Origin of the sequence: Klebsiella sp. CD33 (genome assembly GCF_051992865.1) — a bacterium.
Lineage (GTDB): Bacteria > Pseudomonadota > Gammaproteobacteria > Enterobacterales > Enterobacteriaceae > Klebsiella > Klebsiella pneumoniae.
The window spans coordinates 4,064,298-4,086,349 of the sequence record NZ_CP197023.1; the positions used below are offsets into that span (position 1 = coordinate 4,064,298).

Sequence of the window (22,052 nt, forward strand, 5' to 3'; positions counted from 1 at the left end):
AGGCTACAAAATGGACGGCGCCATTTTTCTCCAGCAAGTGGTCAATGGAATGAGTCTTGGGGGCATGTACGCCCTGATTGCCATCGGTTATACGATGGTTTATGGCGTGCTGCGGCTGATCAACTTCGCCCATGCGGACGTGATGATGGTCGGCGCGTTTAGTACGCTGTTTTTATTTTCTTCGGTTGGGCTACCCTTCGGGGTAGCCGTTTTCCTGACCCTCGGGCTGTGCGGCCTGTTTGGTATGCTGATTGACCGGGTCGCCTATCGTCCGCTGCGTCAGGCCTCGAAAATCTCCATGCTGATCACTGCCATCGGCGTCAGCTTTTTTCTCGAAAACCTGTTTAACGTACTGTTTGGCGGCAGCTCGCGCTTCTTCTCCGCCCCTGACTTTTTCAACCAGACCCGGGCCTTCGGCAGCGTCATCATTACCAACGTGGCGTGGATTGTGCCGCTGATCACCGTCCTGCTGCTGCTGGCGATCCTCTGGCTGCTGTACCGCACCCGCTATGGGATGGCGATCCGCGCGGTGGCCTTTGACGTCAACACCGTGCGCCTGATGGGCATTGACGCCAACCGGATCATCTCCCTGGTCTTCGCCCTCGGCAGTAGTCTCGCGGCGCTCGGCGGCGTGTTCTACTCCATCAGCTACCCGACGATCGATCCCCTGATGGGCGTGCTTATCGGCCTGAAGGCCTTCGCCGCCGCCGTGCTGGGCGGGATCGGCAGCGTCACCGGCGCGGTGCTGGGCGGCTTTATCCTCGGTTTTACCGAGGTGGTCGCCGTGGCGATCTTCCCCGAACTGGGCGGCTATAAAGACGCTTTCGCCTTCCTGTTCTTGATTCTGGTCCTCTTGTTCCGCCCGGTCGGCATTATGGGCGACGAACGTCTGGAAAGGAGCCGTTTTTGATGCTCAACGCGACGACGACCGCCGGGGCGCAGCTGCGCAACCTGGTCATTATTGTCATCTGTATCGCGCTGCTGGCCGGAATCAACGTGGTTTTCAATGACTACATTGTTCGTGTCATCAGCACCATTTTTATCTTTATGATCCTCGCGGTCAGCTACAACCTGATCAACGGCGTGACCGGCCAGCTGTCGCTGGAGCCGAACGGCTTCGTGGCGGTGGGCGCCTACGTGACTGCCCTGCTGATCCTCTCCAGCGACAGCAAGGTAGACATGTTTGAAATGGCCGCCCCCAGCCCGTGGATCCTCAGCCTGCACGCGGGCTTCCTCCCCGCCCTGCTGATAAGCGGCCTGTGCGCGGCGGCGCTGGCGGTGTGCCTCGCCGTGCCGGTCTTCCGGGTACGTGGCGACTACCTGGCCATTGTCACCCTCGGCTTTGGGTTTATCATCAAGATCCTCGCCATTAACAACCCGCAAATCACCAACGGCGCCATCGGGCTGAACGATATTCCGCAGCAGCCGCATCTCCTGTTCTGGTGCGGGCTGTTCGCCCTGCTGGCCACCGGCATGATCCTCCAGCTGGTGTGGTCGAAGTATGGCCGGATGATGAAAGCTATTCGCGACGATGAAGATGCGGCGATCGCCATGGGGGTCAACACTTTCCGCATTAAAACCTGCGCCTTCGCCACCAGCGCCTTCTTCGAAGGGATCGGCGGCGGTCTGCTGGCTTCCCTGCTGACCACCATTTCCCCGGGGCTGTTCGACTTTATGCTCACCTTCCAGCTGCTGATTATTATCGTCCTCGGCGGGCTCGGCAGCACCACCGGCGCCCTGCTCGGCACCGTGCTGGTGGTCGGCAGCGGCGAGTGGCTGCGCTTCCTCGATCAGCCGCTGCAGTTCTTCGGTCACGATCTCGGCGCGTACCCGGGCCTGCGAATGGTGGTCTTCTCCCTGCTGTTGCTGATCATCATGCTCTTCGCCCGCGAGGGGCTGCTGGGGAAAAAAGAGATTTGGCAGACCGGAAGAAGGAGCGGCGGCTATGGCGGAAAATAACGTTATCCTGCAGGTGCAGGACGTCACCATGCAGTTCGGCGGCCTGCGGGCCATCGACAACGTCAGCTTCCATGTTGACGAGGCGGAGATCTTTGGCCTTATCGGCCCTAACGGCGCGGGCAAAACGACCCTGTTTAACGTCATTACCGCCAACTATAAACCCACCAGCGGCAGCGTCACCCTGGCGGGCACGTCGCTGAAGGGGCTGAAGCCCAACCAGGTGGTGAACGCCGGGATCGCCCGCACCTTCCAGAATATCCGCCTGTTTAACTCCATGACGGTGCTGGAGAACGTGATGGTCGGACTCGACCGCGCCAGCCGCTACTCGCTGCTGGAGGCGGCCCTGCATATTGGTCGCTACTTTCCGGCCGAGCGGGCGGCGAAAGCCAAAGCGATGGCCATCCTGGAGGATATCGGCATCGCCCACTTCGCCCATATGCAGGCCACAAACCTAAGCTATGGCAACCAGCGCAAAGTGGAGATCGCCCGCGCGCTGGCCACCGCGCCGAAGCTGCTCCTGCTCGATGAGCCGGCCGCCGGGATGAACCCGAAGGAGACCGAGGATCTGGCGGAGCTGATCTTCCGCATGCGCCATGACTATCAGCTAAGCGTCCTGTTAATCGAGCACGATATGCCCTTCGTCAACCGCCTGTGCGAGCGGGTGATGGTTCTGGAGTACGGTAAGCCGCTGTTCAGCGGCCTGATGGCCGAGGCGATCCAGCATCCGGACGTCATTTCCGCTTATCTGGGAGAAGCCAATTATGCTTAACGCCCGGGAACTGAAGGTCTTTTACGGCGTGATCCAGGGTCTGAAGGGCGTCGATATCGACGTCTATGACCGGGAAATCGTCACCCTGATCGGCAGCAATGGCGCCGGTAAAACCTCCACCCTGAACGGGATCGTCAACCTGGTGCGCTCCAGTGGGCGCGTCAGCTTCCTCAACGACGATATCTCACGCAGCCAGACCCACCAGATCGTGCGTCGCGGGCTGGCGCTGGTGCCGGAGGGACGGCGCGTCTTTACCAACCTGACCATCGAAGAGAACCTGCGCATGGGCGCTTACAATAATCTCGCCGGCTACGCCCGCCTGCGCGATCGCATGTACGCCCTCTTTCCGCGGCTCAAGGAGCGGCGCCATCAGATGGCGGGCACCATGAGCGGCGGCGAGCAGCAGATGCTGGCCATCGCCCGGGCGCTGATGAGCGAGCCGGTGTTATTGATGCTGGATGAACCGAGCCTCGGGCTGGCGCCGAAAATTGTCGGCGAGCTGTTCGGCATCATTAAGCAACTGCGCGAAGAGAATATGACGGTGCTGCTGGTGGAGCAGAATGCGACGGCCGCGCTGGCGATCGCCGATCGGGCGTATGTCCTGGAGAATGGCCGGATCACCTTGTCAGGCGCGGCGCGGGAGATGCTGACTAATCCGGAAATTAAGCGGATGTATCTGGGGGGATAGGCATGGTCAAAACTGCCTGGGCTGCGGCGGCGCCTCCCGCGATGCCGCAACCTCAGGCAGTCTCTTGCTACACAAAGCACACCTCGTTCCAGTAGGCTTCTCGCGTCCTGCGTCGCTCAGTATGTCTTATCATGACGGAACCACCGGGTTTCCACGTTGCCAATGTCCACGCCGTAGAGGCTGGCTACCGGCAGGATCGCCTCCATGACGCGCTGGGTATCCTGCTGTCCGGCTTCACCGTTGGACAAAAAAGCCAGCCAGCCCGTTAACCGTTGCCACAATGCCACTTTCGTTTTCTCCTCTGTCGGGAAGCGAATCGCCTGGGTCTATTTCAACCACAGTTGGCCGGGCGCGGGAAATATTAATTCCGAATTTGCAATCCTGGCTGGCGCATATTACCCCCGGTCCTATCACCCTCTCCCTGGCCCTCTCCCTGAGGGAGAGGGGACCGCCCGGCAGTCGTTGCCGTCCTGGTAAAAGCCAGCGGCGCATAAAGAATACCCATAGGTTTGTTAAGTTCTTTTTGGTTATAGATAAGAATTTTTTCTTCTTTGCCGCCGACGGGCAATTTGTGGGAGCGTGATGTCCACAAAACAAAACAGGGATTCAGGGGAAAAACTATGCGCAATAAAACCACAAAAATCGCACTGGCGCTGGGTATGCTGCTGCTCGCCTCGCAGGCACAGGCGGACCAGCTGGCTGACATCAAAGCCGCCGGCGTCGTAAAAGTCGCCACCTTCGACGCCAACCCGCCGTTCGGTTCTGTGGACGCCAAAACCCACCATATCGTCGGCTACGACGTCGACTTTGCCCAGGCGCTGGCGAAAGCGCTCGGCGTCAAACTCGAGCTGGTGGCCACCAACCCGGCCAACCGTATTCCGCTGCTGCAGTCCGGCAAAGCCGACCTGATCGTCGCCGACATTACCATCACCCCGGAGCGGGCCCAGGTTATTGATTTCTCAACGCCGTATTTCGTCACCGGCCAGCAGTTCCTCGTGCCGGCCGGCTCTCCGGATAAGCTCGATGAGTACAGCAAAGCGCGCATCGGCGCGGTGAAAGGCACCACCGGCGAACAGGCCCTGCACCAGCGTTTCCCGCAGGCTCGCGTCCTCTCCTATGACGATATTCCGCTGGCCCTGACCGCCCTGCGCAACGGCAACGTCCAGGCCATCACCCAGGACAGCACCATCCTCGCCGGTCTGCTGGCGGAAGCGCCGGATAAAGCCAAGTTTAAAATTCTGCCCGACCTGCTCAGCAAAGAAGAGATTGGCGTGGGCGTGAAGAAAGGCGAACCGGCCCTGTTGAAAGCCGTTAACGATGAGCTGGTGAAGCTGGAGAAAACCGGCGAAGCCGCGAAAATCTATGATGTCTGGTTTGGCCCTGCCACTAAAACGCCGCAGCCGCGCGCCTTTACCATAGAAGCGAAATAATATGTTCTCGGGTTTACTCTCCCACTCCGCGGCCCCGGCCGCGGATTTTTCACGTCTGCAGCGCGCCAGCATTACGTTCCGTGATGTGGCCAAGCGCTACGGCGATCATCAGGTGCTAAACGCCATCAACCTGCAGGTCGAGCCCGGCGAAGTGGTGGCGATCCTCGGCCCTTCCGGTTCGGGAAAATCGACGCTGATCCGCTTGATCAACCAGCTCGAATCCTTAAGCGGCGGCGAGATCCTGATCGACGGCAAACCCACCAGCCGGCTGAGCGGCAGCGCCTTGCGCCAGCTGCGCAGCCGCGTCGGCTTTGTCTTCCAGCAGTTCAACCTTTATGCCCACCTGACGGCGCAGGAGAACATCACTCTGGCGCTGGAGCGCGTTCATGGCTGGGAAAAAAGCGCGGCTCAGGCGCGGGCGCTGGCGCTGCTGCGTCAGGTCGGACTGGAAGAAAAAGCGCAGCAGATGCCGGCGCAGCTCTCCGGCGGCCAGCAGCAGCGGGTGGCCATCGCCCGCGCCCTGGCCTCCTCGCCGCAGATTATCCTGTTCGATGAGCCCACCTCGGCGCTCGACCCGGAGATGATCGGCGAAGTGCTGCAGGTGATGAAAACCCTCGCCCACAGCGGGATCACCATGCTGGTGGTGACCCACGAGATGCAGTTTGCCCGCGAAATTGCCGACCGGGTGGTGTTTATCGACGGCGGCGACATCCTCGAAGTCGCCCCGCCGGCTGAGTTTTTCGCCCATCCGCAGCATGCCCGCGCGCGGCGTTTTCTGCAGAAGGTGCTGGATCCGCTGCACCAGGAGAGCCTCGAGTGACGCCGATGCTTGACTGGCACGGCGTCCTGAGCGGGCAGCCGTTGCAATGGATTATCTCTGGTTTTCTCACCACCGTCTGGGTCAGCGTCGCCGGGATCCTGCTCGCCACCCTGCTGGCGGTCCTGCTGCTGGCCCTGCGCCTCGGCGGCGGACGCGCGGGGCGCGGACTGGTGGCCGCGTGGGTCTCGTTGTTTCGCAACACTCCGCTGCTGGTCCAGCTGCTATTCTGGTACTTTGCCGCCTGGAACCTGCTGCCGCTGGCGGTGAAGGAGGTGGTGAACGACGAACACGCCTGGTCCATTCTGCCGGGCAACGTCTGGTGGCTGACGCCGGAGTTCCTCTGCTCAATGTGGGGGCTGGGGGTCTTTACCTCCGCCTTTCTGGTGGAAGAGATCGCCTCCGGACTGCGCGCCGTCAGCCCCGGGCAGCGGGAAGCCGCGCTGTCGCAGGGCTTTACGCCGTGGCAGGAGCTGCGCTTTATCCTCCTGCCGCAGGGGCTGGCCAACGCCTGGCAGCCGATTGTCGGCCAGTATCTTAACCTGATGAAACTCTCATCGCTGGCCAGCGGCATCGGCTTTGCGGAACTGACCTATCAGGTGCGGCAGATTGAGAGCTATAACGCGCACGCCCTGGAGGCGTTTGCCGTCGGCACCGCGCTGTACCTGGCGCTGGGGGTGGCGATGGGCGTGGCGCTCACGCGTCTCGGCCCGGGAAGAAAACTGCAACGGAGCGCCCGACATGAACGCTAATCTGGCGGTGATCGCCGATAACCTCGATTACCTGCTGTGGGGCCGGCTGGCGGAGGGCCAGCCCGGCGGCGTGGCGCTGACCCTGCTGATGGCCATCGGCGCCACCCTGCTGGCGCTGCCGGGAGGCATTGCGCTGGCGGGCCTGGCCTGGCGCTACGGCGGGCTGGTGCGGCGTCTGCTGTTTCTGTGGGCGGAAATTATCCGCGGCATCCCGCTGATATTTGTCATCTTCTGGCTGTGGTATCTGCTGCCGATGCTGACCGGCGGCGATCTGCCCGGCGCGGTGACCGTGACCCTGGCGCTGGCGTGGTTTACCGCCGCCTCGGTGATGCACTCGGTGCTGGCCGGGCTGCAGTCGCTGCCGAAAGGACAGTATGAGGCGGCGCTGACCCAGGGGTTCGCTCCCGGGCAAACGCTGCGCCTGGTGCTGCTCCCGCAGGCGCTGCGCAACGTTCAGCCGTCGCTGGTGGGGATCTTTATCGGCCTGCTGAAGGACACGTCGCTGGCGTTTATCGTCAACGTCCCGGAGCTGACCACCGTGGCCGGCCAGGTCAACAACCGGGTGCAGATCTATCCCCTGGCGATCTTCGTCTTCACCGGCGCGGTGTACTACCTGCTGTGCTGCGGTCTGAGCCTGCTGGCCAGCCGGCGCTTTACCCGCCGCGCGACCACCAGATAAGGCTCACTCCGCGGGACGGGGCTTCAGCGGACAGGTATCGCTGATCTTAATAAATTTGTCGTTATAGACCAGATAGTGGTTCCCCGGCTGGCGCAGCGCCGGCTGGCGAACCACGTCCCCGGGACGCAGATACCACGCGTCCCCCTCCTCTTCGGTCGAATCGCATCCGGGCTTAATCAGCAGCTTAAACCAGGTATTGCCGGTGTTGCTCACCGTCCCGGCCACCTTATCGAAAGACCATTTAAACTGCACCTCGCGCGGGCGCACCACCAGAATGGTATCCATCACCACCACCGGCTCCATGCTGACCTCGCCGCCGGTCGGGCTGCGCCTCGTCAGGTTGCGGGTGGGGATTTCGCGAAACGAGACCCGATAGTAGCGCTCGCGGTTATCCCGCGGCCCATGATAGTAAAATTTAAAATACTCGCTCTCACCTGCCTGCAGCACCAGCTGGCGGGGGGCGAACAGCAGTTCGCCATCCACCGGCCGGGAGCGGACTTCGCTGCCGCCCGGGCGATCGATGGCGCTGACGGCGATGCGGTACAGCCGCGCGCTTTTATTGTTGTTGACCACCCGTTTGCTGGCGAAATCCGCTTCAGCCGGCAGGGAAAAGGTCAGGTTGCCGACCGAGATCGACTGCGCCAGCGGCGCTGCCAGCAGGCAGCCCACCGTCAGCAGGGCCTTAGTTAATGTTGCGCCACGTCGCCTGGACATGAATCTCTCCTGAAGCGCTGACTTCGCCAAACCAGCCGTTATCGTCTACCGTCCGCAGCGAAATGGCGTTATCCATCGGAATCGAAAATTTCACCGTGGTCTTATCCATCTGCCCCGCTTCGCCGGAGATATCGGTCCACGGCGTGGTCAGCCACAGCGCATCGGTCATGTCCCGCCAGCTGTCATCGCACCCGGCGTCGTAGGTCTGCGTCGCACCGCTGCGGGTGATAAAAGAGAGCGTCGCCGGGAACGGCACTTTCGCCGTACCGTCATCGGAGCTGAAGAGACAGTAGGAGCGCCCACCAATCACCTGCGCCGGTCCGGTCACTTTGATCAGCACTTCGTCGGCGGCCGTTTTACCGCTGGTAGTGACGATGTAGCCGAAATCGAGCGCCGGTTCACCACTGCCGACATACCCCTCCCGCGACGGCGCCGAGGTATATTCGTCAGAGATAATGCTGATGCTGAAATCACGGGGCTTGATAATCAGCGTGTTGGAGGTGGAAAACTCATACCAGCCTGACTCCGGCGAGGTGGTGTTCTGAAAGCGAAAGTTGAACAGATCCTTGGTGTTGATATCGCTGATCCCGAGATTCACCATCTGTTTAAAGAAGTTGCTGGAGAAGAAAACATAGATCGAGTCTGAGCTCTTCATCTCGTTGAAGGTGTAGTAATAAGCGGTATTGCTCACCGGCTTCCATGAGCTGCCGTTGAGGCTGAACTGCATATCGTACGCCCCGACGGCCGAGGCCAGCGACGAGTTGGCGATCGCCGGGAAAATATGGATCGAGGTGTTGCTTAAGCCGTTGGTCTGCAAGGTATAGTTGACCATCTTACAGCTTAATCCTGCGCGGCTGCCGATGGTCTGCGTCCGGCAGTCGGCGTTCCCTTCCCCGAGGGTCGGCACGCCATCGCTGTTGATAAACACCTCCGCCAGCGAGTGGGTATTAATCAACCGCAGGTTCGCGGCTTTGGTGTGGGTGACGTTGCGCACATACCAGTTACCGGAGGCCTGATCCTTACAGCGCGCGCCGCTGCTGGCATCGTAGTTCACCGAGGTCTGACAGGCATTGATGGTCATCGTAAAGCTGCCGCCGACCGGCATCTGCTGCAGATATTGATAGAAGGCGTCCGACATCATGCCGTGCATCCACTTCGCGCCGCCGCTGGTCACCGTCGCGCCGTAAAACCCGCTGGCGTCGGTGGTCTGCGGCAGGATCAGGCTGGTAGCCATATCGCACCCGGCGTACCAGTTGATGCAGCGCAGGCCGGTTAAGGGGTGTGAAACCGGTGAGTTTTCCAGCCACATATCAAACTTCCAGTTGGCATTGAGCCCGGTGTTGTAGCCGTTATCGATATAGCCGAGACTCTGCTGATAGATGGTCCCTGAGCCGGTGTATTTTAAGCCGGTCCAGCGGTTAGCGCCGGTCATACGCGGATCCAGCGCCCCGCCGGGGGTGACGAAAAAGTTGTCGTCGGAGTTGTTTTCCACAAACACAAACTCGCGCGCCGGCGCATCCGACCAGGTGGTCTTGGTCACCGCCGCCCTGAGCGCGGCTGCCGGCCAGAGCAGCGCGAGGATCGCCAGCGCCATCAGTGCATTAACTTTCATTCTCTTCTCCTGACTGCTGCACCGCCGCCCACGACGAGAGGCCGCTGCAGACCACATCCCCGACCCAGACGGCGCCGCGCGCCTGGCTGAGCTCCAGCGCCACTTCGCAGGTTTTATTGCCGCCGTAGCTGAAATCGATAGTGGGGTATTTCTTATCCACGTCCATGACAAACTCGCCGTTTTCATCGGTGCGGGTACGGCCGATATGGTTGTTAATCCGCGCATTCACCAGCAGCGTGCCATCTTCTGCACGAATACGGCCGGAGACGGTGACCATCTGCTTCACCTCTGGCTCAATCACCGCGACGTTGCCCGGATAAAGGGTCAGATGACTCTTGCGCCCGCTGACGATGTCGTAGCTGTCGAGCGAGTTTTTGCTGTTCTGCAGCTCCACCTCATAGCGACCATAGGGAGAGAGCGGCAGGTAGTTACGCTTGCCGCTGAGCGGGAAGATCCGCCCGTTAACCCTGGCGCTAATCTGACCATCGTCCTCCAGCCCGGTGTTGAAAATCACCCCGGCGTTACCGTCGGTTCGTCCGCTGGCGGCGATGTTTTTGCCCTGCCAGCCGACGCTGCCGCTGGCGGTGAGGTTGGTGTTGACGTAGCCGTCCGCCGCGCTGTTGACGTTCAGCGTGCCGCTGGCGTAGCGGGCGTCGAACTGGGCATACGCGCCGCCGCTGAGGGTTTTGTCATCCCCGGTATCGCCGGAGATGGCCCGCGACAGATTGGCCCCGATGGTGCGAATAGTGCCTTCATCAAACTGCTTGCGCGCTGAGAGGTTAGCCATGGTGTAGCCGTTCTGATGGGTCATCCCGGCGCTGAACCAGTTGCCCAGCGGCAGCGACAGATCGAGGGCGATATATTTCCCGGTGTTGGCGCTGCTGTCGCCATTGTTATAGCGCTGGATCCCCGCCCGCAGGCCGAGCGAGCCAAAGGCGCCGCTGTAGACCGTCTGATAGTAATCCGCGGTGTAGTAATGGCTGTTGTAGCGACGGTCATCGTTGTAGCTGACGCTGAACGTCCCCAGCTTCGACCACAGCGCGTTCAGGTTGAGGGTGCCGCCGATCGCTCGGTTGTCGGCATCGCTGCGCCGCAATTGATCGCCAATGCGGGTTCTCTCCTGGTTAACCCACACTGAACTGAACCCCCCGGGCAACGTGGCGCTGATGCTGCCGACGCTGCTCCACGAGCTGTCGCTGGCCAGCATGTTTTGCAGGTTAACGTTGATCGACTCGCCCAGCGGTAGCGTCAGGCGGGTTTCCCCCACCGCCTGGTTGTCGTAGCCATAGCCCGTAGCCGCCCAGCTCAGGGTGCTGAGCGACCCGGAGGCCGAAAGGCCTGCCAGCCAACTCTCTTTCGCCGGCCGGGTCTTTTTCCCGCTCTCTGACCAGCGGTCCATATGAAAACTGCCGCCCCATACCTGCCACGCCAGCGGCGCGCCGGCGCCGCGTCCCCGGCTGAACAGCTTATTGACCCGCTGGGTGCGTTTGCTGACCACCCGACCATTGACGATCACCTCCACTTCCACGTCGTAAATACCGTACGGCAGGCCGCGGGTATCCACTTCATGGTTGCCCATAGCGAAGTTCTGGACGCTCAGCAACCGACCGTCACGGGTGAGATGCACCTCGCCCGCCGCCGGCAGAAAGGCGATCACCGGCGTGGCGGACTGGCTGTTGTCGAAGACGGTGGAGCTGGCCTGGTTCCCCCAGGAAAGGCCGTAAATCTTACCGGCCGAAATAGCGGTCATCGGCCCCAGGGACTGCAGGTTCCAGGTGTCAAGCATCCCGCCGGCAAAGCGGTGGCCGGCGAAATCGCGCTCATACATGGCCTTATATAATTCACTGTCCTGCTGACCGCTGCCGATGCCGTACAGCGAGCCGTCGAGCACCACGTGATGCTCCCGCAGCGCCGTGACGTTGTTCAGCGACAGGTAGCTGGAGGTGTTGCTCCCGCCGTTACGCATCTGGTTGTTATAGACGCCGAGGTTATAGCTCAGGTTGCTGCTGAGGGTGTTCACGCTGGACTGACCAATATCTTCGCTGCGCGAGCGCAGGACGGTGCCCAGCGCCTCGCGCTTGACCACCAGCTGCAGCAGCAGCTGGCGCAGGCTGAGATCCAGCTGTGCGCTGTCGGTCAGGGGAATGGTGAGCGCCTCATTGAACGGAGCGTTGGCCAGGCCAATCAGCTGCTGGCGGGTCTGTTCGCTAACGCTGGCGTTACCTTCGCTCTCCTCCAGCTGGATCTGCCGGACGCGCAGCTGGCCGCCGTCCAGCCAGATAAAGGCGCTGCCGATCCGCTGATCGTCCCGGGTGCTCTGGCTGCCGGCGAGATGAATATAGAGCGGGACGCTCATGCCGTCCTGCAGCGCCTGGCTGAAGGCCTGCGGAATAATCACCCCGCCAATCTGCTGCGCGCCTGCGGCGGCAGCGCTGACGTCGGGCTGAACGAACAAAAAGATCATGCCGAAGGCAAGCCGCGTTTTCAGTCCTGGGGTAATCCATCGTTGAGGCATCGTCGTTATCCATCTGCACAGCTGTCTATTTCACGGGAACAAACTGCTCACCCTGCCAAAGCGCCACCCGTCCTTTTTTATCCGCCGTGTCCACGCGCGTAAAACGGCGCGATTTACCCGGCATCAGGTAGTAATTCTCTTTACATTCCTTACCATCGGCGGCCTTCAGGCAGGGGCCGTAGGCGAGGATCCGCAGCGTCGCATTCCCGGTGTTGGTCAGAGAGCCGTTGGCGTACTGAAAGCGATAGTTCACCTGCCGGGGCGCCACCACCAGGATGGTGCCGATGCGAGCGGAAGCAGTGGCCACCGCGCTGCGGTTGGCGTTATCGCGTTGGGCATCGCTGAGCGCCTGATCGAACCAGACAATGCGGTAGTAGCGCTCTTTGTCATCCGCCGGGCCTTTGTAGAAGAAGCGGATCACATCGCTGGCCTGGGCGGGTAGCAGCAGGCTGGCGGGAGTGAGCAATACCTCATCCGGTTTGTCCATTGGGATAACCTGCCCGCCGTCCAGCGGGGAAGAGAGCCGTTCGAGATGGATATTGATCAGTCGACCGCTGTCTGTGCTGTTCTTGATCGTTTTGCTCAGCGTGCTGCTGCCGCTGTTCATAAAGGATGAAATATCGCCGACATCCAGCGCCTGCGCCGGCGACACCCCGGCAAGCAGCAGCCCGAGGGCCAGAAGGTGCTTTTTCATAACAATTCCGTCCGTGAAAAAAGCAGGGGGGGATCCCCCTGCTGGTGCATCAGAAGGATCAGCTGGTCCAGGTGGCGTCGAACTGTACGCTGACGTCGCCGCTCCAGATCCCTTCCGGCAGAGTGCTGTAATCGGTCACGGCGGTGGTGCCGTTGGTGGTGCCGCTGATGATGGAGAAAGTGAAACCATCCTGCGCGGTGGTACGGCCGCTGGCGTTGTAGCCATTAGCCAGCGCGCTGAGGTTGCCGCCCATAATATTGTTGGCGGTATCGATCATCACGGTATCGCCAGTTTTTTCCACCGCGGCGCCGTTATAATCCACGCCCACGCTCAGCGTGGAGCCGGAGGTATCCAGCTGGGTTAAGGTGTTGGTGATAAGACGCGAGGTCAGCTTAAAGGCGGTCGCCGTTGTGTCCCCCTCAATCGCCACGTCAAACAGACCTTTCTGCGAGTTAAAGCCTTTAATGCCTTCGGCGTACTGGAACGCCAGGCTGCCGAGCGGGGTCACAACCAGCTTGCTGGTGGTGTCTTTTTTAGCGGTCGCAGACCAGGTCGCTACAGCCTGAGCCGTTACGTCAGCAGCCTGCGCCACGCCCATACCGGTAAACGCCGTTACCAGAGCTATTGCCAGAACCTTTTTTTTCATCGCTTTTTCATCCTGAGTTGAATTAAGGACATGATGTCCCGGTGAACCATTTAAAAAACAGAATTGCCTGGGTGTTACTGAACTAACTTATATATTTTGGAATACAGTTTGGCCTCAGCATTACGCCGATGGGTATACACTGTCTTCACGCTACAATTTTCAATTCTGGCGATCGATTTCGGCTGCATGCCCTGGGCGGTCATGCGGATAATTTTCATTTCCCGATCTGTAATTTTATCTTTCTTAATATCTTTGCGGAGAAACCTGCCATTAATTACATAGGCCAGTTCTTTTCGAATATCGCGACTCAGACCAACATATACCACCCCGCGAATATCGCTATTGTAATACCAGTAGTTCGCTAAGGCCTCTGATTTCCTGGCCGCAATCAATACGACCTGTTTCCCCTTTACCGCGGATAGCCATTCGCTGTCGCGCCTGATAAATTCGTTTAATGAAGCCGTATTGAGATTGATAAACACAAAATCTTTTCTGATTTTCTCCAGTGAGAGATAAATTAATTCGTCGATGTCTACAATCAGTTCGGACAGTCCTTTATAGAAATAGGAGTCATCGGCAGACCAAATATACTTATCGGAACAGCTTTTATATTCCATATAGTTTTTAACCTCATAGTCCTTGAAGTAATCATTTTTAAAACGTCACTGCTTGCCAGGCCTATAAAGTTTACTGGCGTATTCGTTTCCTTTAATAAATCGCCATTAAATAAGACACGCATTACTTATCAATATTGGATAAGCGGGGGATTAAACTATAATTATTTTCTGCTTGGCGTTGAATTTAAGTTTTTTCCTATGGAGTGTCAACATGCGGAAAGGCAATGAATTTCGCGCCCAGGTCAATATTTACAAAAACTGAAAATATCAAATTTTTGAGCGCCAGAAAAAGACATTTATTTTCATACGGTTATTGGTAATATAACCGTCAATTCTTATCTGCGCTTTATATTACCCAGGATCTTCGCCCTATTATGTTAGGAATATTCTTAATGGGACTCTTGAATGGCTTATCAAATAAACCGGATTTAGCACAAAAGAAAGGATATAAATCTACAAATAAACAAAAACCAGGATGATTCACCAACACATAAGACTCATGAATAGATTAACCTGCCGCACAAAATAGTTATGTATATGTTAATACATGCGGGATGTTGAATGCTAAACAAAGGCAGACGCATTATCTATTCGATTAAACGGTCTTCTTCATCAAGATTAAGCGAAGATTGCCGAAGGCTGCCTACGCCCACGAACCGGTCTGCCTCCGCGTCCTCCAAAGCATAGCGGCTTTTCGGCGCTTCGCCAGCCGCCAGCATGCCGCACGCGTTGAGCCGCTGGCCGTCGCTCTTTCACGCCAGTTCACGCTTTGTTCGCAATACCGTCATCGAAATTTCATATAAAGACCTATTAATAGTGGCCAGTTAATGACGAACCTGGACACTCTTATGAACAGCTCTCTTGCCGCGGTGGCCGAAACTGATTTCCAACCGTTCACCGATCTCGCTGCCGGCCGGCAGCGGAAGGTCTTAAGCGTGCGTAATCTGAGTAAAGCTTATCAAGCCCAGCACAAGGTGCTGGACGGCATCAGCTTTGATCTGCACGCTGGCGAAATGGTTGGCATCATAGGCCGCTCCGGCGCCGGTAAATCAACGCTCCTGCATGTCCTCAACGGCACCCACAGCGCCAGCGGCGGAGAAATTCTTAGCTACCCGGAAGTCGGTACCCCGCACGATGTCTCACAGCTGAAAGGCCGTGCGCTCAATGCCTGGCGTAGCCACTGCGGAATGATTTTTCAGGACTTCTGCCTGGTGCCGCGCCTCGACGTGCTCACCAACGTCCTGCTGGGCCGCCTCAGCCAGACTTCAACCCTGAAATCGCTGTTTAAAATCTTTCCCGCAGCCGACCGGGCGCGCGCCATTGCGCTGCTTGAGTGGATGAACATGCTGCCGCACGCGCTGCAGCGGGCGGAGAACCTCTCCGGCGGGCAGATGCAGCGGGTGGCGATCTGCCGGGCGCTGATGCAAAACCCCGGGATCCTGCTGGCCGACGAGCCTGTCGCCTCGCTGGATCCGAAAAACACTCAGCGCATCATGGATGTGCTGCGCGAGATTAGCGAGCAGGGCATCAGCGTGATGGTAAACCTGCATTCGGTGGAGCTGGTCAGGGCCTACTGCACCCGGGTTATCGGCGTCGCCAGCGGCCAGCTTATTTTTGACGATCACCCCTCCCGGCTGACGCAGGATGTGCTGCAGCGGCTGTACGGCGATGAAGTTAGCCAATTGCATTAATTTCACTCACACGGGCAACATAATGAAAAAATATATGACTGGCGCAGTTCGTTTATCCGCAATGGTCGCGGGCATGATGATGGCATGGCAGGCAGCGGCGGCGCAGCCGAAAGAGCTCAATCTGGGCATTCTCGGCGGCCAGAACGCCACCCAGCAAATCGGCGATAACCAGTGCGTGAAGGCCTTCCTCGATAAAGAGCTGAACGTGGATACCAAACTGCGCAACTCTTCCGACTATTCCGGGGTGATCCAGGGCCTGCTGGGAGGGAAAGTCGACGTGGTGCTGAGCATGTCCCCCTCCTCCTACGCCTCGGTTTATCTCAATAATCCGAAAGCGGTGGATATCGTCGGCATCGCCGTGGACGACAAAGATCAGTCTCGCGGCTATCACTCGGTGGTGATTGTCAAAGCCGACTCCCCGTACAAAACGCTGGACGATTTAAAAGGCAAAGCCTTCGGCTTCGCCGATCCGGATTCCACTTCCGGGTATCTGATCCCTAACCATGCGTTTAAAGAAAAATTTGGCGGTAACGCCGACAACAAATACAACAACACCTTCTCCAGCGTCACCTTCTCCGGCGGCCATGAGCAGGACATCCTCGGCGTGCTGAATGGCCAGTTCGCGGGCGCGGTCACGTGGGCCTCGATGGTTGGCGATTACAACACCGGCTACACTACCGGCGCGTTCAACCGCCTGATTCGCATGGATCATCCGGATCTGATGAAGCAGATCCGCATTATCTGGCAATCGCCGCTGATCCCGAACGGCCCGATCCTGGTGAGCAATGCGCTGCCGGCGGACTTTAAGGCGAAGGTCGTGGCGGCAGTGAAAAAGCTGGACACCGAGGATCACGCCTGCTTTATCAAAGCGATGGGCGGTACTCAGCACATCGGCCCGGGCAGCGTGGCTGACTTCCAGCAGATTATTGATATGAAACGCGAGCTGGTGAGCGCGCGTTAATCCTGCCTCAACGCCGCCTGCTTGCCCCAGGGTAAGCGGCGGCGCTACGTTGAAGATCCCCGACGCATGAAGACAACCCACACCGAATTTGAACGCTATTACCAGCAGGTACGCTCGCGGCAAAAGCGCGATGCCGTCTGCTGGTCGCTGCTGCTGCTGGCGCTCTATTTTGCCGCCGGCAGCGCCGCGGAATTTAATCTGCTGACTATCTGGCACTCGCTGCCCCACTTCTTTGACTATATGGCAGAGACCATTCCGCCCCTGAGCGCTGGTAACCTGTTCGCCGATGTGCAGACCAAAGGGTCGCTGGCCTGGTGGGGCTATCGCCTGCCGATCCAGCTGCCGCTGATCTGGGAAACCCTGCAGCTGGCGCTGGCCTCGACCCTGGTGGCGGTCGCCATCGCCACGGTTTTCGCGTTTCTTGCCGCCAATAACGCCTGGTCCCCGGCGCCGGTGCGCTTTGCCATTCGCGTGCTGGTGGCGTTTTTACGCACCATGCCCGAGCTGGCGTGGGCGGTGATCTTTGTGATGGCGTTCGGCATCGGCGCGATCCCGGGCTTTCTGGCGCTGATGCTGCATACTGTCGGCAGCCTGACCAAACTGTTCTACGAGGCGGTGGAAAGCGCGCAAAACAAACCGGTACGCGGCCTGGCGGCCTGCGGCGCGTCCCCGCTGCAGAAAATTCGCTTCGCCCTCTGGCCGCAAGTGAAACCGCTGTTTCTCTCCTATGGCTTTATGCGGCTTGAAATCAACTTCCGCTCGTCGACCATTCTCGGGCTGGTGGGCGCGGGCGGCATCGGCCAGGAACTGATGACCAACATCAAGCTCGACCGCTACGATCAGGTGAGCATCACCCTGCTGCTGATCATTCTGGTGGTGTCGGCGCTGGACATGCTGTCCGGTCGTCTGCGCCTGTGGGTACTGGAGGGGAAAAAATGAGCGTCTGGCACATGCAACCGGATATCGCCGCCAGCCGGCGGCAACATAAGCAGCTCTATCAGGTCCAGGGGCGCTACCTGCGCTACGTCGGGCTGGTGGCGCTAGCCTGCCTGCTCTATTACGTCTGGTTTTTTCTGCAGTTCGGCGTCAGCGGCGAACAGCTGACCACCGGCCTGCAGCAGATTGGCCGCTACCTGGCGCGGATGTTCGTCTGGCACGACTTCTGGAACTGGCCGTTCGGCTATTACTTTACGCAAATCGGCGTCACCCTGGCCATCGTCTTCGCCGGGACGCTGACCGCCACGGTGCTGGCGCTGCTGCTCTCCTTCTTCGCCGCCCGCAACATCATGCGCGGCGTGGTGCTGGGGACCCTCGCCCTGCTGATGCGCCGCCTGTTTGATGTGCTGCGCGGGATCGACATGGCTATCTGGGGGCTGATTTTCGTGCGTGCGGTCGGCCTCGGGCCGCTGGCAGGGGTGCTGGCGATCATCATGCAGGATACCGGCCTGTTGGGAAGGCTGTACGCGGAAGGACACGAAGCCGTGGACCGATCTCCCGGGCGCGGGCTGACCGCCGTGGGCGCGAACGGCCTGCAAAAGCATCGCTTTGGCATTTTTACCCAGTCGTTCCCGACCTTCCTCGCGCTGAGCCTGTATCAGATTGAATCCAACACCCGCTCCGCGGCGGTGCTGGGCTTCGTCGGCGCCGGCGGTATCGGGCTTATCTATGCCGAGAATATGCGTCTGTGGAACTGGGATGTGGTGATGTTTATCACCCTGCTGCTGGTGGCGGTGGTAATGATCATGGACACCCTCTCCGCCTGGCTGCGCCGTCGCTATATCGGCGGCGCCGCGGTACCGCTGTATCAGGGCGGACGCTAGCGCGCCTTTGCGCCGGGTGGCGGCTACGCCTTACCCGACCTACTCGTCCAGCTCTGACTGTCTCCAGGCCCGGCAAGCAACTGCGCCGCCGGGCGATGGCATCAGGCACGGAACTGCTTTTATGCCGGGTGGCGGCTACGCCTTACCCGGCCTACTCGTCCGGCTCCGACTGTCTCCAGGCCCGGCAAGCAACGGCGCCGCCGGGCGATGGCATCAGGCACGGAGCTGCTTTTATGCCGGGTGGCGGCTGCGCCTTACCCGGCCTACTCGTCCGGCTCCGACTGTCTCCAGGCCCGGCAAGCAACGGCGCCGCCGGGCGATGGCATCAGGCACGGAGCTGCTTTTATGCCGGGTGGCGGCTGCGCCTTACCCGGCCTATTCGTCCGGCTCTGACTGTCTGTAGGCCCGGCAAGCAACGGCGCCGCCGGGCGATGGCATCAGGCACGGAGCTGCGTTTATGCCGGGTAGCGGCTGCGCCTTACCCGGCCTACAACCCCAAATCACCGCTGGCGCAGGGGCTGCTGAAACTGCCGGTGCTGGCGGCCTCAACATCGCTGAGACGTTCCCGGAAGGCCGGGGCAGCCCGCATGGATGCGGGCTGAGGGCCGTGTTTTGCAGGGACGCTGCCTCGGCCCGACCCGAAGCCTGCAGGGATAAGTCGAAGGCACCGCGCAGCGGCGATGTTGCTGGCCGGAGCCCGGGGGTACAGGGGGCGGCGGCGACTGGCCGCCCCCTGTGCGCTCCCAGCGCCATGACTGCCATAACGCAGACAATTAACCGGGAGCGCAATCGGCCCGGAAGTAACATAGAAGCTGTAGCCCTGCTAAGCGCAGCGCGGGCAGGGACATTTCCGGTTGCGCCGATATTTCGCCGGGTGGCGGCGGCGCCTTACCCGGCCTACTCGTCCGGCTCCGACTGTCTGTAGGCCCGGCAAGCAACTGCGCCGCCGGGCGATGGCATCAGGCACGGAGCTGCGTTTATGCCGGGTGGCGGCTGGCGCCTTACCCGGCCTACAGGGTTTATCCGGACTGGGACGACTGAACCCACAGGCCTGTAGAAAAATTTATCCGCTCCGCTATTCCAGCCGCCAGCTCAGCACCGGCCAGCCGTATCCGGCACCGGCCGCCTGCAGCTGCGGACAGGGATTGACCAGCCGCACGCGATCCGCATGCAGGCACAGCGGCAGATCGTTAATGGAATCGGTATAGAACGTCACCTCGCCGTCATACTGCGGATGCGCCTCGCGCCACTGCGCCAGACGCGCCACCTTCCCCTGCTGATAGCTGGGGATCCCGGTGATTTCACCGCTGTAGCCGCCGTCGACCATCGCCACGTCAATACCCAGCGCCTGATCGATCTCCAGCGCGGCGGCCACCGCCTGCACCAGCAGGCTAACCGAGGCGGAGATAATCAGCATCTGCTCTCCCTCGGCCCGCAGACGACGAATGAGCTCCCACGCCTGCGGATAGACCCGGGGCAGGATCGCCTCGCGCACGCAGCGGGCCACCAGCGCGTCAACGTCCGATTTCGGTATTCCGGCCAACGGCGCCTGAATCAGGGCCACATAATCGGCGATATTCATCTCTCCCCGGTCATAATCCGCCATTAGCCGCGCCTCGCGGGCAAGATACCCCTTCTGCGTCGCCAGCCCTTCGCGAACCATAAACTGGCTCCAGACCGTACTGCTATCGCCCTGTATCAGGGTGTTATCGAGATCAAAAATCGTCAGCGTGTTGCCCATGGTACTTTCCCTTACTGGTCAAAATAAGCTGCCGGGAGCATGCGTAAAAAAGATGACAGGAAAATGAACCGGACGCCGCAGCGCCCGGCTCGCCATCAGCCGGCGCGGATCTTCGCGGTGCGGAACACCAGCACGATCCCACCGATGATCGCCACCATACCGACCATCGCCGCCGCCGGCAGCCGGTTGCCCAGCAGCAGATAATCCAGCAGCGCCGTGATCACTGGCACCAGATAAAAGAGGCTGGTGACATTAACAATATTTCCCGCGCTCAGCAGACGATACAGCAGCAGCTGGGCGACCACCGAAATCAGCAGCCCGAGAAACAGCACCGGAATAATCAACCCGGCGTTAACGGTAAACTGGAAGCCGCTGACCGGGGCGATCAGCAGGCACAGCCCCAGACTGACGGCGTACTGCAGCGGCAGGACATCCGCCGGCGCCTGACGGTTGCGCTTTTGCCACAGCGCGCCAAAGGTCATCAGCAGCAGAGCCGCCAGCGCAAACAGGATCCCCACCGTCGCCATCGGTGAGGCCGCCAGGCTGCGCCACACCAATAGCACCAGCCCCGCCAGGGCAAGCAGCAGTCCTGACAGCCGCCGCCCCTGCAGGCGGCGCTCCACCACGCAAAGCGTAAGGATGGGCTGAATCCCCATGATGGTGGCGATAAGTCCCGGCGTCACGCCGTTGGCCATCGCCTCGAAGTAACAGACCGAATAGCCGCCAATTAGCATCAGACCGGTGGCAGCTGTCTGCAGGCGGGTGCCCGGCGCGGGCAGCCAGCGCCGACGGACGATAGCCAGCGGCGCCAGCGCGACCAGGGCAACCAGAAAACGAAAGACCAGCAGCGCCATCGGCGAGGCGTTATCCAGTCCCCAGCGGGTGAAGATGGCCGCGCTGCCCCACAGCAGCACAAAAAGGGCCGTTGTCGCCTGCGAGGCGAGCAGAGAATAGCGAACGTGCATAGCATGCTCCAGAACGTCAAACACAAGGTATCAAGCGTCATACCGGCAGGTAAGCGCCTGCTAAAGACGGCGTTAAGCGCCGAAAACTACCCGGTCTGGAGGGGGAGGCGGTGGGCAGAGCGTGGCGAAGCGATGATGAGGCGCAGACGTCATCCACCCCGCGTCGAAAGCGGCGCCGGGCAAAGTCTCGCTAGAGATGGCGTAATGCGTCATGGAATGCCTCGTGAAATGTTCCTGTCAGCATCCTGGCACAGACCGTTGCGGAGTGACAACTGCCCTTTATGGCTGATCCAGCCCGAGGTTGTTTATTTTTAATCGTAAATAAACGTAAAGGCGGCCTCGGCTTATTCAGCCGTGGTTTTTAATCGGCTATAAAACAAAGCAGTCTGCTTGCTACTTCGAAAATAACGATATGAAGCCAAAACTGACGCATGCTCTCTTTTTAATTCCTTTTTTGTTGTTGGCAGGATGCTCCTCCTCACCGAAACAGGCAAAGAACACAAAATCTCATGCGGATATGACCATTGATAGCGGATCGGACGATCTGATCCCGGTGGTGGCGGCCCTGCATGATCAGATGCACACCTGGCAGGGAACCCCCTATGAATGGGGCGGTACTGAACAAAGCGGCGTCGACTGCTCGGGTTTCGTCTGGCGCACGCTGAAGGATCGCTTTAACCTGCCGATGGAGCGGATCACCACCCGCGAGCTGCTGCACATGGGCGTGCGGGTCAATAAGCGGGATTTACGTCCCGGCGATCTGGTGTTCTTCCGCACCCGGGCCGGGATGCACGTTGGCTTTTACGATACCGATCATAATTTCCTTCACGCCTCGAGCAGCCAGGGCGTGATGCGCTCTTCGCTGGACAACCCTTACTGGGAATCGGCGTTCTATCAGGCACGTCGTCTGCCGAAGGAGTATAACGCGCAGATCACCATGAACAGCGACACCCTGCATCTGGCGAAGAATCGCCGCTAAAAA

23 protein-coding genes are annotated in these 22,052 nt (G+C 59.8%); 14 read left to right on the forward strand and 9 right to left on the reverse strand.

Translation table 11 applies throughout. The annotated features are described in order from the left end of the window. The first annotated feature begins 10 nt into the window (after positions 1-10). Genes ACR809_RS20030 through ACR809_RS20045 form a run of 4 tightly spaced genes read left to right on the forward strand, consistent with a single transcriptional unit; the run spans position 11 to position 3,416 of the window. Positions 11-910, forward strand: coding sequence for a branched-chain amino acid ABC transporter permease (locus ACR809_RS20030; RefSeq protein ID WP_002890128.1), 900 nt, complete (start codon positions 11-13; stop codon positions 908-910). Further along, positions 910-1,959 carry a branched-chain amino acid ABC transporter permease gene (locus ACR809_RS20035; protein WP_004144594.1) on the forward strand — a complete coding sequence of 350 codons (1,050 nt, stop codon included), beginning with the start codon at positions 910-912 and terminating at the stop codon, positions 1,957-1,959. The genes ACR809_RS20030 and ACR809_RS20035 overlap by 1 nt, the downstream gene beginning before the upstream one ends. Further along, positions 1,946-2,728 (forward strand): ABC transporter ATP-binding protein, encoded by a 783-nt coding sequence (locus ACR809_RS20040; protein WP_004151354.1) that lies wholly within the window; start codon positions 1,946-1,948, stop codon positions 2,726-2,728. Before ACR809_RS20035 ends, ACR809_RS20040 begins: the two co-directional genes overlap by 14 nt. Continuing rightward, on the forward strand, positions 2,721-3,416 hold the full coding sequence (locus ACR809_RS20045) for an ABC transporter ATP-binding protein (protein ID WP_002890126.1): 696 nt from the start codon (positions 2,721-2,723) through the stop codon (positions 3,414-3,416). The genes ACR809_RS20040 and ACR809_RS20045 overlap by 8 nt, the downstream gene beginning before the upstream one ends. Before the next feature lie 116 nt (positions 3,417-3,532). On the opposite strand, the gene ACR809_RS20050 is transcribed toward ACR809_RS20045, so the two are convergent. Next, positions 3,533-3,703, reverse strand: a complete 171-nt coding sequence (locus ACR809_RS20050) for a hypothetical protein (RefSeq protein WP_002890108.1) — start codon at positions 3,701-3,703, stop codon at positions 3,533-3,535. A gap of 333 nt (positions 3,704-4,036) precedes the next feature. Between ACR809_RS20050 and ACR809_RS20055 the strand changes: the two genes are divergently transcribed. Genes ACR809_RS20055 through ACR809_RS20070 form a run of 4 tightly spaced genes read left to right on the forward strand, consistent with a single transcriptional unit; the run spans position 4,037 to position 7,094 of the window. Next, complete coding sequence (locus tag ACR809_RS20055; RefSeq protein WP_002890106.1) at positions 4,037-4,846, forward strand: ABC transporter substrate-binding protein; 810 nt, start codon at positions 4,037-4,039, stop codon at positions 4,844-4,846. 1 nt (position 4,847) lies between these two features. Next, a complete protein-coding gene (locus tag ACR809_RS20060; protein WP_004151355.1) occupies positions 4,848-5,666 on the forward strand; it encodes an amino acid ABC transporter ATP-binding protein in 819 nt (272 codons plus the stop codon). After that, entirely contained in the window at positions 5,663-6,415 is a 753-nt protein-coding gene (locus ACR809_RS20065; protein ID WP_004177291.1) for an amino acid ABC transporter permease, read from the forward strand. The genes ACR809_RS20060 and ACR809_RS20065 overlap by 4 nt, the downstream gene beginning before the upstream one ends. After that, positions 6,405-7,094, forward strand: a complete 690-nt coding sequence (locus ACR809_RS20070) for an amino acid ABC transporter permease (RefSeq protein ID WP_004178714.1) — start codon at positions 6,405-6,407, stop codon at positions 7,092-7,094. Before ACR809_RS20065 ends, ACR809_RS20070 begins: the two co-directional genes overlap by 11 nt. A 3-nt stretch (positions 7,095-7,097) precedes the next feature. On the opposite strand, the gene ACR809_RS20075 is transcribed toward ACR809_RS20070, so the two are convergent. From ACR809_RS20075 to ecpR, 6 genes are all read right to left on the reverse strand, one after another. Continuing rightward, the gene (locus tag ACR809_RS20075; protein WP_040238519.1) at positions 7,098-7,808 is read right to left on the reverse strand and encodes a fimbria/pilus periplasmic chaperone; all 711 of its coding nucleotides are present in this window, start codon (positions 7,806-7,808) and stop codon (positions 7,098-7,100) included. Further along, on the reverse strand, positions 7,777-9,420 hold the full coding sequence (gene ecpD / locus ACR809_RS20080; RefSeq protein WP_122051528.1) for a fimbrial adhesin EcpD: 1,644 nt from the start codon (positions 9,418-9,420) through the stop codon (positions 7,777-7,779). Before ecpD ends, ACR809_RS20075 begins: the two co-directional genes overlap by 32 nt. Continuing rightward, on the reverse strand, positions 9,410-11,935 hold the full coding sequence (locus ACR809_RS20085; RefSeq protein WP_122051529.1) for a fimbrial biogenesis outer membrane usher protein: 2,526 nt from the start codon (positions 11,933-11,935) through the stop codon (positions 9,410-9,412). Before ACR809_RS20085 ends, ecpD begins: the two co-directional genes overlap by 11 nt. A gap of 25 nt (positions 11,936-11,960) precedes the next feature. After that, positions 11,961-12,629: a fimbrial chaperone EcpB gene (locus ACR809_RS20090; protein ID WP_004144586.1), complete on the reverse strand. Its 669-nt coding sequence runs from the start codon at positions 12,627-12,629 to the stop codon at positions 11,961-11,963. Positions 12,630-12,687: 58 nt separating this feature from the next. Continuing rightward, positions 12,688-13,275, reverse strand: coding sequence for a common pilus major fimbrillin subunit EcpA (ecpA, locus tag ACR809_RS20095; RefSeq protein WP_002890053.1), 588 nt, complete (start codon positions 13,273-13,275; stop codon positions 12,688-12,690). 74 nt (positions 13,276-13,349) lie between these two features. Then, positions 13,350-13,892: an ECP biosynthesis operon DNA-binding transcriptional regulator EcpR gene (gene ecpR, locus ACR809_RS20100; RefSeq protein WP_004144585.1), complete on the reverse strand. Its 543-nt coding sequence runs from the start codon at positions 13,890-13,892 to the stop codon at positions 13,350-13,352. 848 nt (positions 13,893-14,740) lie between these two features. Between ecpR and phnC the strand changes: the two genes are divergently transcribed. The 5 genes from phnC to ACR809_RS20125 all read left to right on the forward strand — a co-directional run bounded on the left by phnC (position 14,741) and on the right by ACR809_RS20125 (position 18,966). Beyond that, on the forward strand, positions 14,741-15,583 hold the full coding sequence (gene phnC / locus ACR809_RS20105; RefSeq protein ID WP_020802579.1) for a phosphonate ABC transporter ATP-binding protein: 843 nt from the start codon (positions 14,741-14,743) through the stop codon (positions 15,581-15,583). 22 nt (positions 15,584-15,605) lie between these two features. Beyond that, positions 15,606-16,544, forward strand: coding sequence for a phosphonate ABC transporter substrate-binding protein (gene phnD, locus ACR809_RS20110; protein WP_002890002.1), 939 nt, complete (start codon positions 15,606-15,608; stop codon positions 16,542-16,544). A gap of 66 nt (positions 16,545-16,610) precedes the next feature. Beyond that, positions 16,611-17,483: a phosphonate ABC transporter, permease protein PhnE gene (gene phnE / locus ACR809_RS20115; protein ID WP_002890001.1), complete on the forward strand. Its 873-nt coding sequence runs from the start codon at positions 16,611-16,613 to the stop codon at positions 17,481-17,483. Further along, positions 17,480-18,364, forward strand: a complete 885-nt coding sequence (phnE, locus tag ACR809_RS20120) for a phosphonate ABC transporter, permease protein PhnE (RefSeq protein WP_016531458.1) — start codon at positions 17,480-17,482, stop codon at positions 18,362-18,364. Before phnE (ACR809_RS20115) ends, phnE (ACR809_RS20120) begins: the two co-directional genes overlap by 4 nt. A gap of 431 nt (positions 18,365-18,795) precedes the next feature. Further along, positions 18,796-18,966, forward strand: a complete 171-nt coding sequence (locus ACR809_RS20125) for a LysR family transcriptional regulator (protein WP_085386411.1) — start codon at positions 18,796-18,798, stop codon at positions 18,964-18,966. 473 nt (positions 18,967-19,439) lie between these two features. Here ACR809_RS20125 and ACR809_RS20130 read toward each other — a convergent pair whose 3' ends face one another. Beyond that, on the reverse strand, positions 19,440-20,105 hold the full coding sequence (locus tag ACR809_RS20130) for an HAD family hydrolase (protein WP_004177299.1): 666 nt from the start codon (positions 20,103-20,105) through the stop codon (positions 19,440-19,442). A 95-nt stretch (positions 20,106-20,200) separates the two neighbouring features. Beyond that, complete coding sequence (locus tag ACR809_RS20135; RefSeq protein WP_122051530.1) at positions 20,201-21,070, reverse strand: DMT family transporter; 870 nt, start codon at positions 21,068-21,070, stop codon at positions 20,201-20,203. Positions 21,071-21,482: 412 nt separating this feature from the next. Here ACR809_RS20135 and ACR809_RS20140 point away from each other — a divergent pair, with 412 nt between their 5' ends. After that, positions 21,483-22,049, forward strand: a complete 567-nt coding sequence (locus ACR809_RS20140; protein WP_004191825.1) for a C40 family peptidase — start codon at positions 21,483-21,485, stop codon at positions 22,047-22,049. Positions 22,050-22,052 lie beyond the last annotated feature (3 nt).

Excerpts from the sequence above, each read along its gene's own strand:
- phnE (WP_002890001.1), top strand. The coding sequence starts at position 16,611 with ATGAAGACAACCCACACCGAATTTGAACGCTATTACCAGCAGGTACGC.
- ACR809_RS20140 (WP_004191825.1), top strand. The coding sequence starts at position 21,483 with ATGAAGCCAAAACTGACGCATGCTCTCTTTTTAATTCCTTTTTTGTTG.
- ACR809_RS20060 (WP_004151355.1), top strand. The coding sequence starts at position 4,848 with ATGTTCTCGGGTTTACTCTCCCACTCCGCGGCCCCGGCCGCGGATTTT.
- ACR809_RS20030 (WP_002890128.1), top strand. The coding sequence starts at position 11 with ATGGACGGCGCCATTTTTCTCCAGCAAGTGGTCAATGGAATGAGTCTT.
- ACR809_RS20130 (WP_004177299.1), bottom strand. The coding sequence starts at position 20,105 with ATGGGCAACACGCTGACGATTTTTGATCTCGATAACACCCTGATACAG.
- ACR809_RS20090 (WP_004144586.1), bottom strand. The coding sequence starts at position 12,629 with ATGAAAAAGCACCTTCTGGCCCTCGGGCTGCTGCTTGCCGGGGTGTCG.
- ACR809_RS20135 (WP_122051530.1), bottom strand. The coding sequence starts at position 21,070 with ATGCACGTTCGCTATTCTCTGCTCGCCTCGCAGGCGACAACGGCCCTT.
- ACR809_RS20045 (WP_002890126.1), top strand. The coding sequence starts at position 2,721 with ATGCTTAACGCCCGGGAACTGAAGGTCTTTTACGGCGTGATCCAGGGT.
- phnE (WP_016531458.1), top strand. The coding sequence starts at position 17,480 with ATGAGCGTCTGGCACATGCAACCGGATATCGCCGCCAGCCGGCGGCAA.
- ACR809_RS20055 (WP_002890106.1), top strand. The coding sequence starts at position 4,037 with ATGCGCAATAAAACCACAAAAATCGCACTGGCGCTGGGTATGCTGCTG.
- ACR809_RS20075 (WP_040238519.1), bottom strand. The coding sequence starts at position 7,808 with ATGTCCAGGCGACGTGGCGCAACATTAACTAAGGCCCTGCTGACGGTG.
- ecpA (WP_002890053.1), bottom strand. The coding sequence starts at position 13,275 with ATGAAAAAAAAGGTTCTGGCAATAGCTCTGGTAACGGCGTTTACCGGT.
- ACR809_RS20125 (WP_085386411.1), top strand. The coding sequence starts at position 18,796 with ATGGCATCAGGCACGGAGCTGCGTTTATGCCGGGTAGCGGCTGCGCCT.
- phnC (WP_020802579.1), top strand. The coding sequence starts at position 14,741 with ATGAACAGCTCTCTTGCCGCGGTGGCCGAAACTGATTTCCAACCGTTC.
- ecpR (WP_004144585.1), bottom strand. The coding sequence starts at position 13,892 with ATGGAATATAAAAGCTGTTCCGATAAGTATATTTGGTCTGCCGATGAC.
- ACR809_RS20085 (WP_122051529.1), bottom strand. The coding sequence starts at position 11,935 with ATGCCTCAACGATGGATTACCCCAGGACTGAAAACGCGGCTTGCCTTC.
- phnD (WP_002890002.1), top strand. The coding sequence starts at position 15,606 with ATGAAAAAATATATGACTGGCGCAGTTCGTTTATCCGCAATGGTCGCG.
- ACR809_RS20035 (WP_004144594.1), top strand. The coding sequence starts at position 910 with ATGCTCAACGCGACGACGACCGCCGGGGCGCAGCTGCGCAACCTGGTC.
- ecpD (WP_122051528.1), bottom strand. The coding sequence starts at position 9,420 with ATGAAAGTTAATGCACTGATGGCGCTGGCGATCCTCGCGCTGCTCTGG.
- ACR809_RS20040 (WP_004151354.1), top strand. The coding sequence starts at position 1,946 with ATGGCGGAAAATAACGTTATCCTGCAGGTGCAGGACGTCACCATGCAG.
- ACR809_RS20070 (WP_004178714.1), top strand. The coding sequence starts at position 6,405 with ATGAACGCTAATCTGGCGGTGATCGCCGATAACCTCGATTACCTGCTG.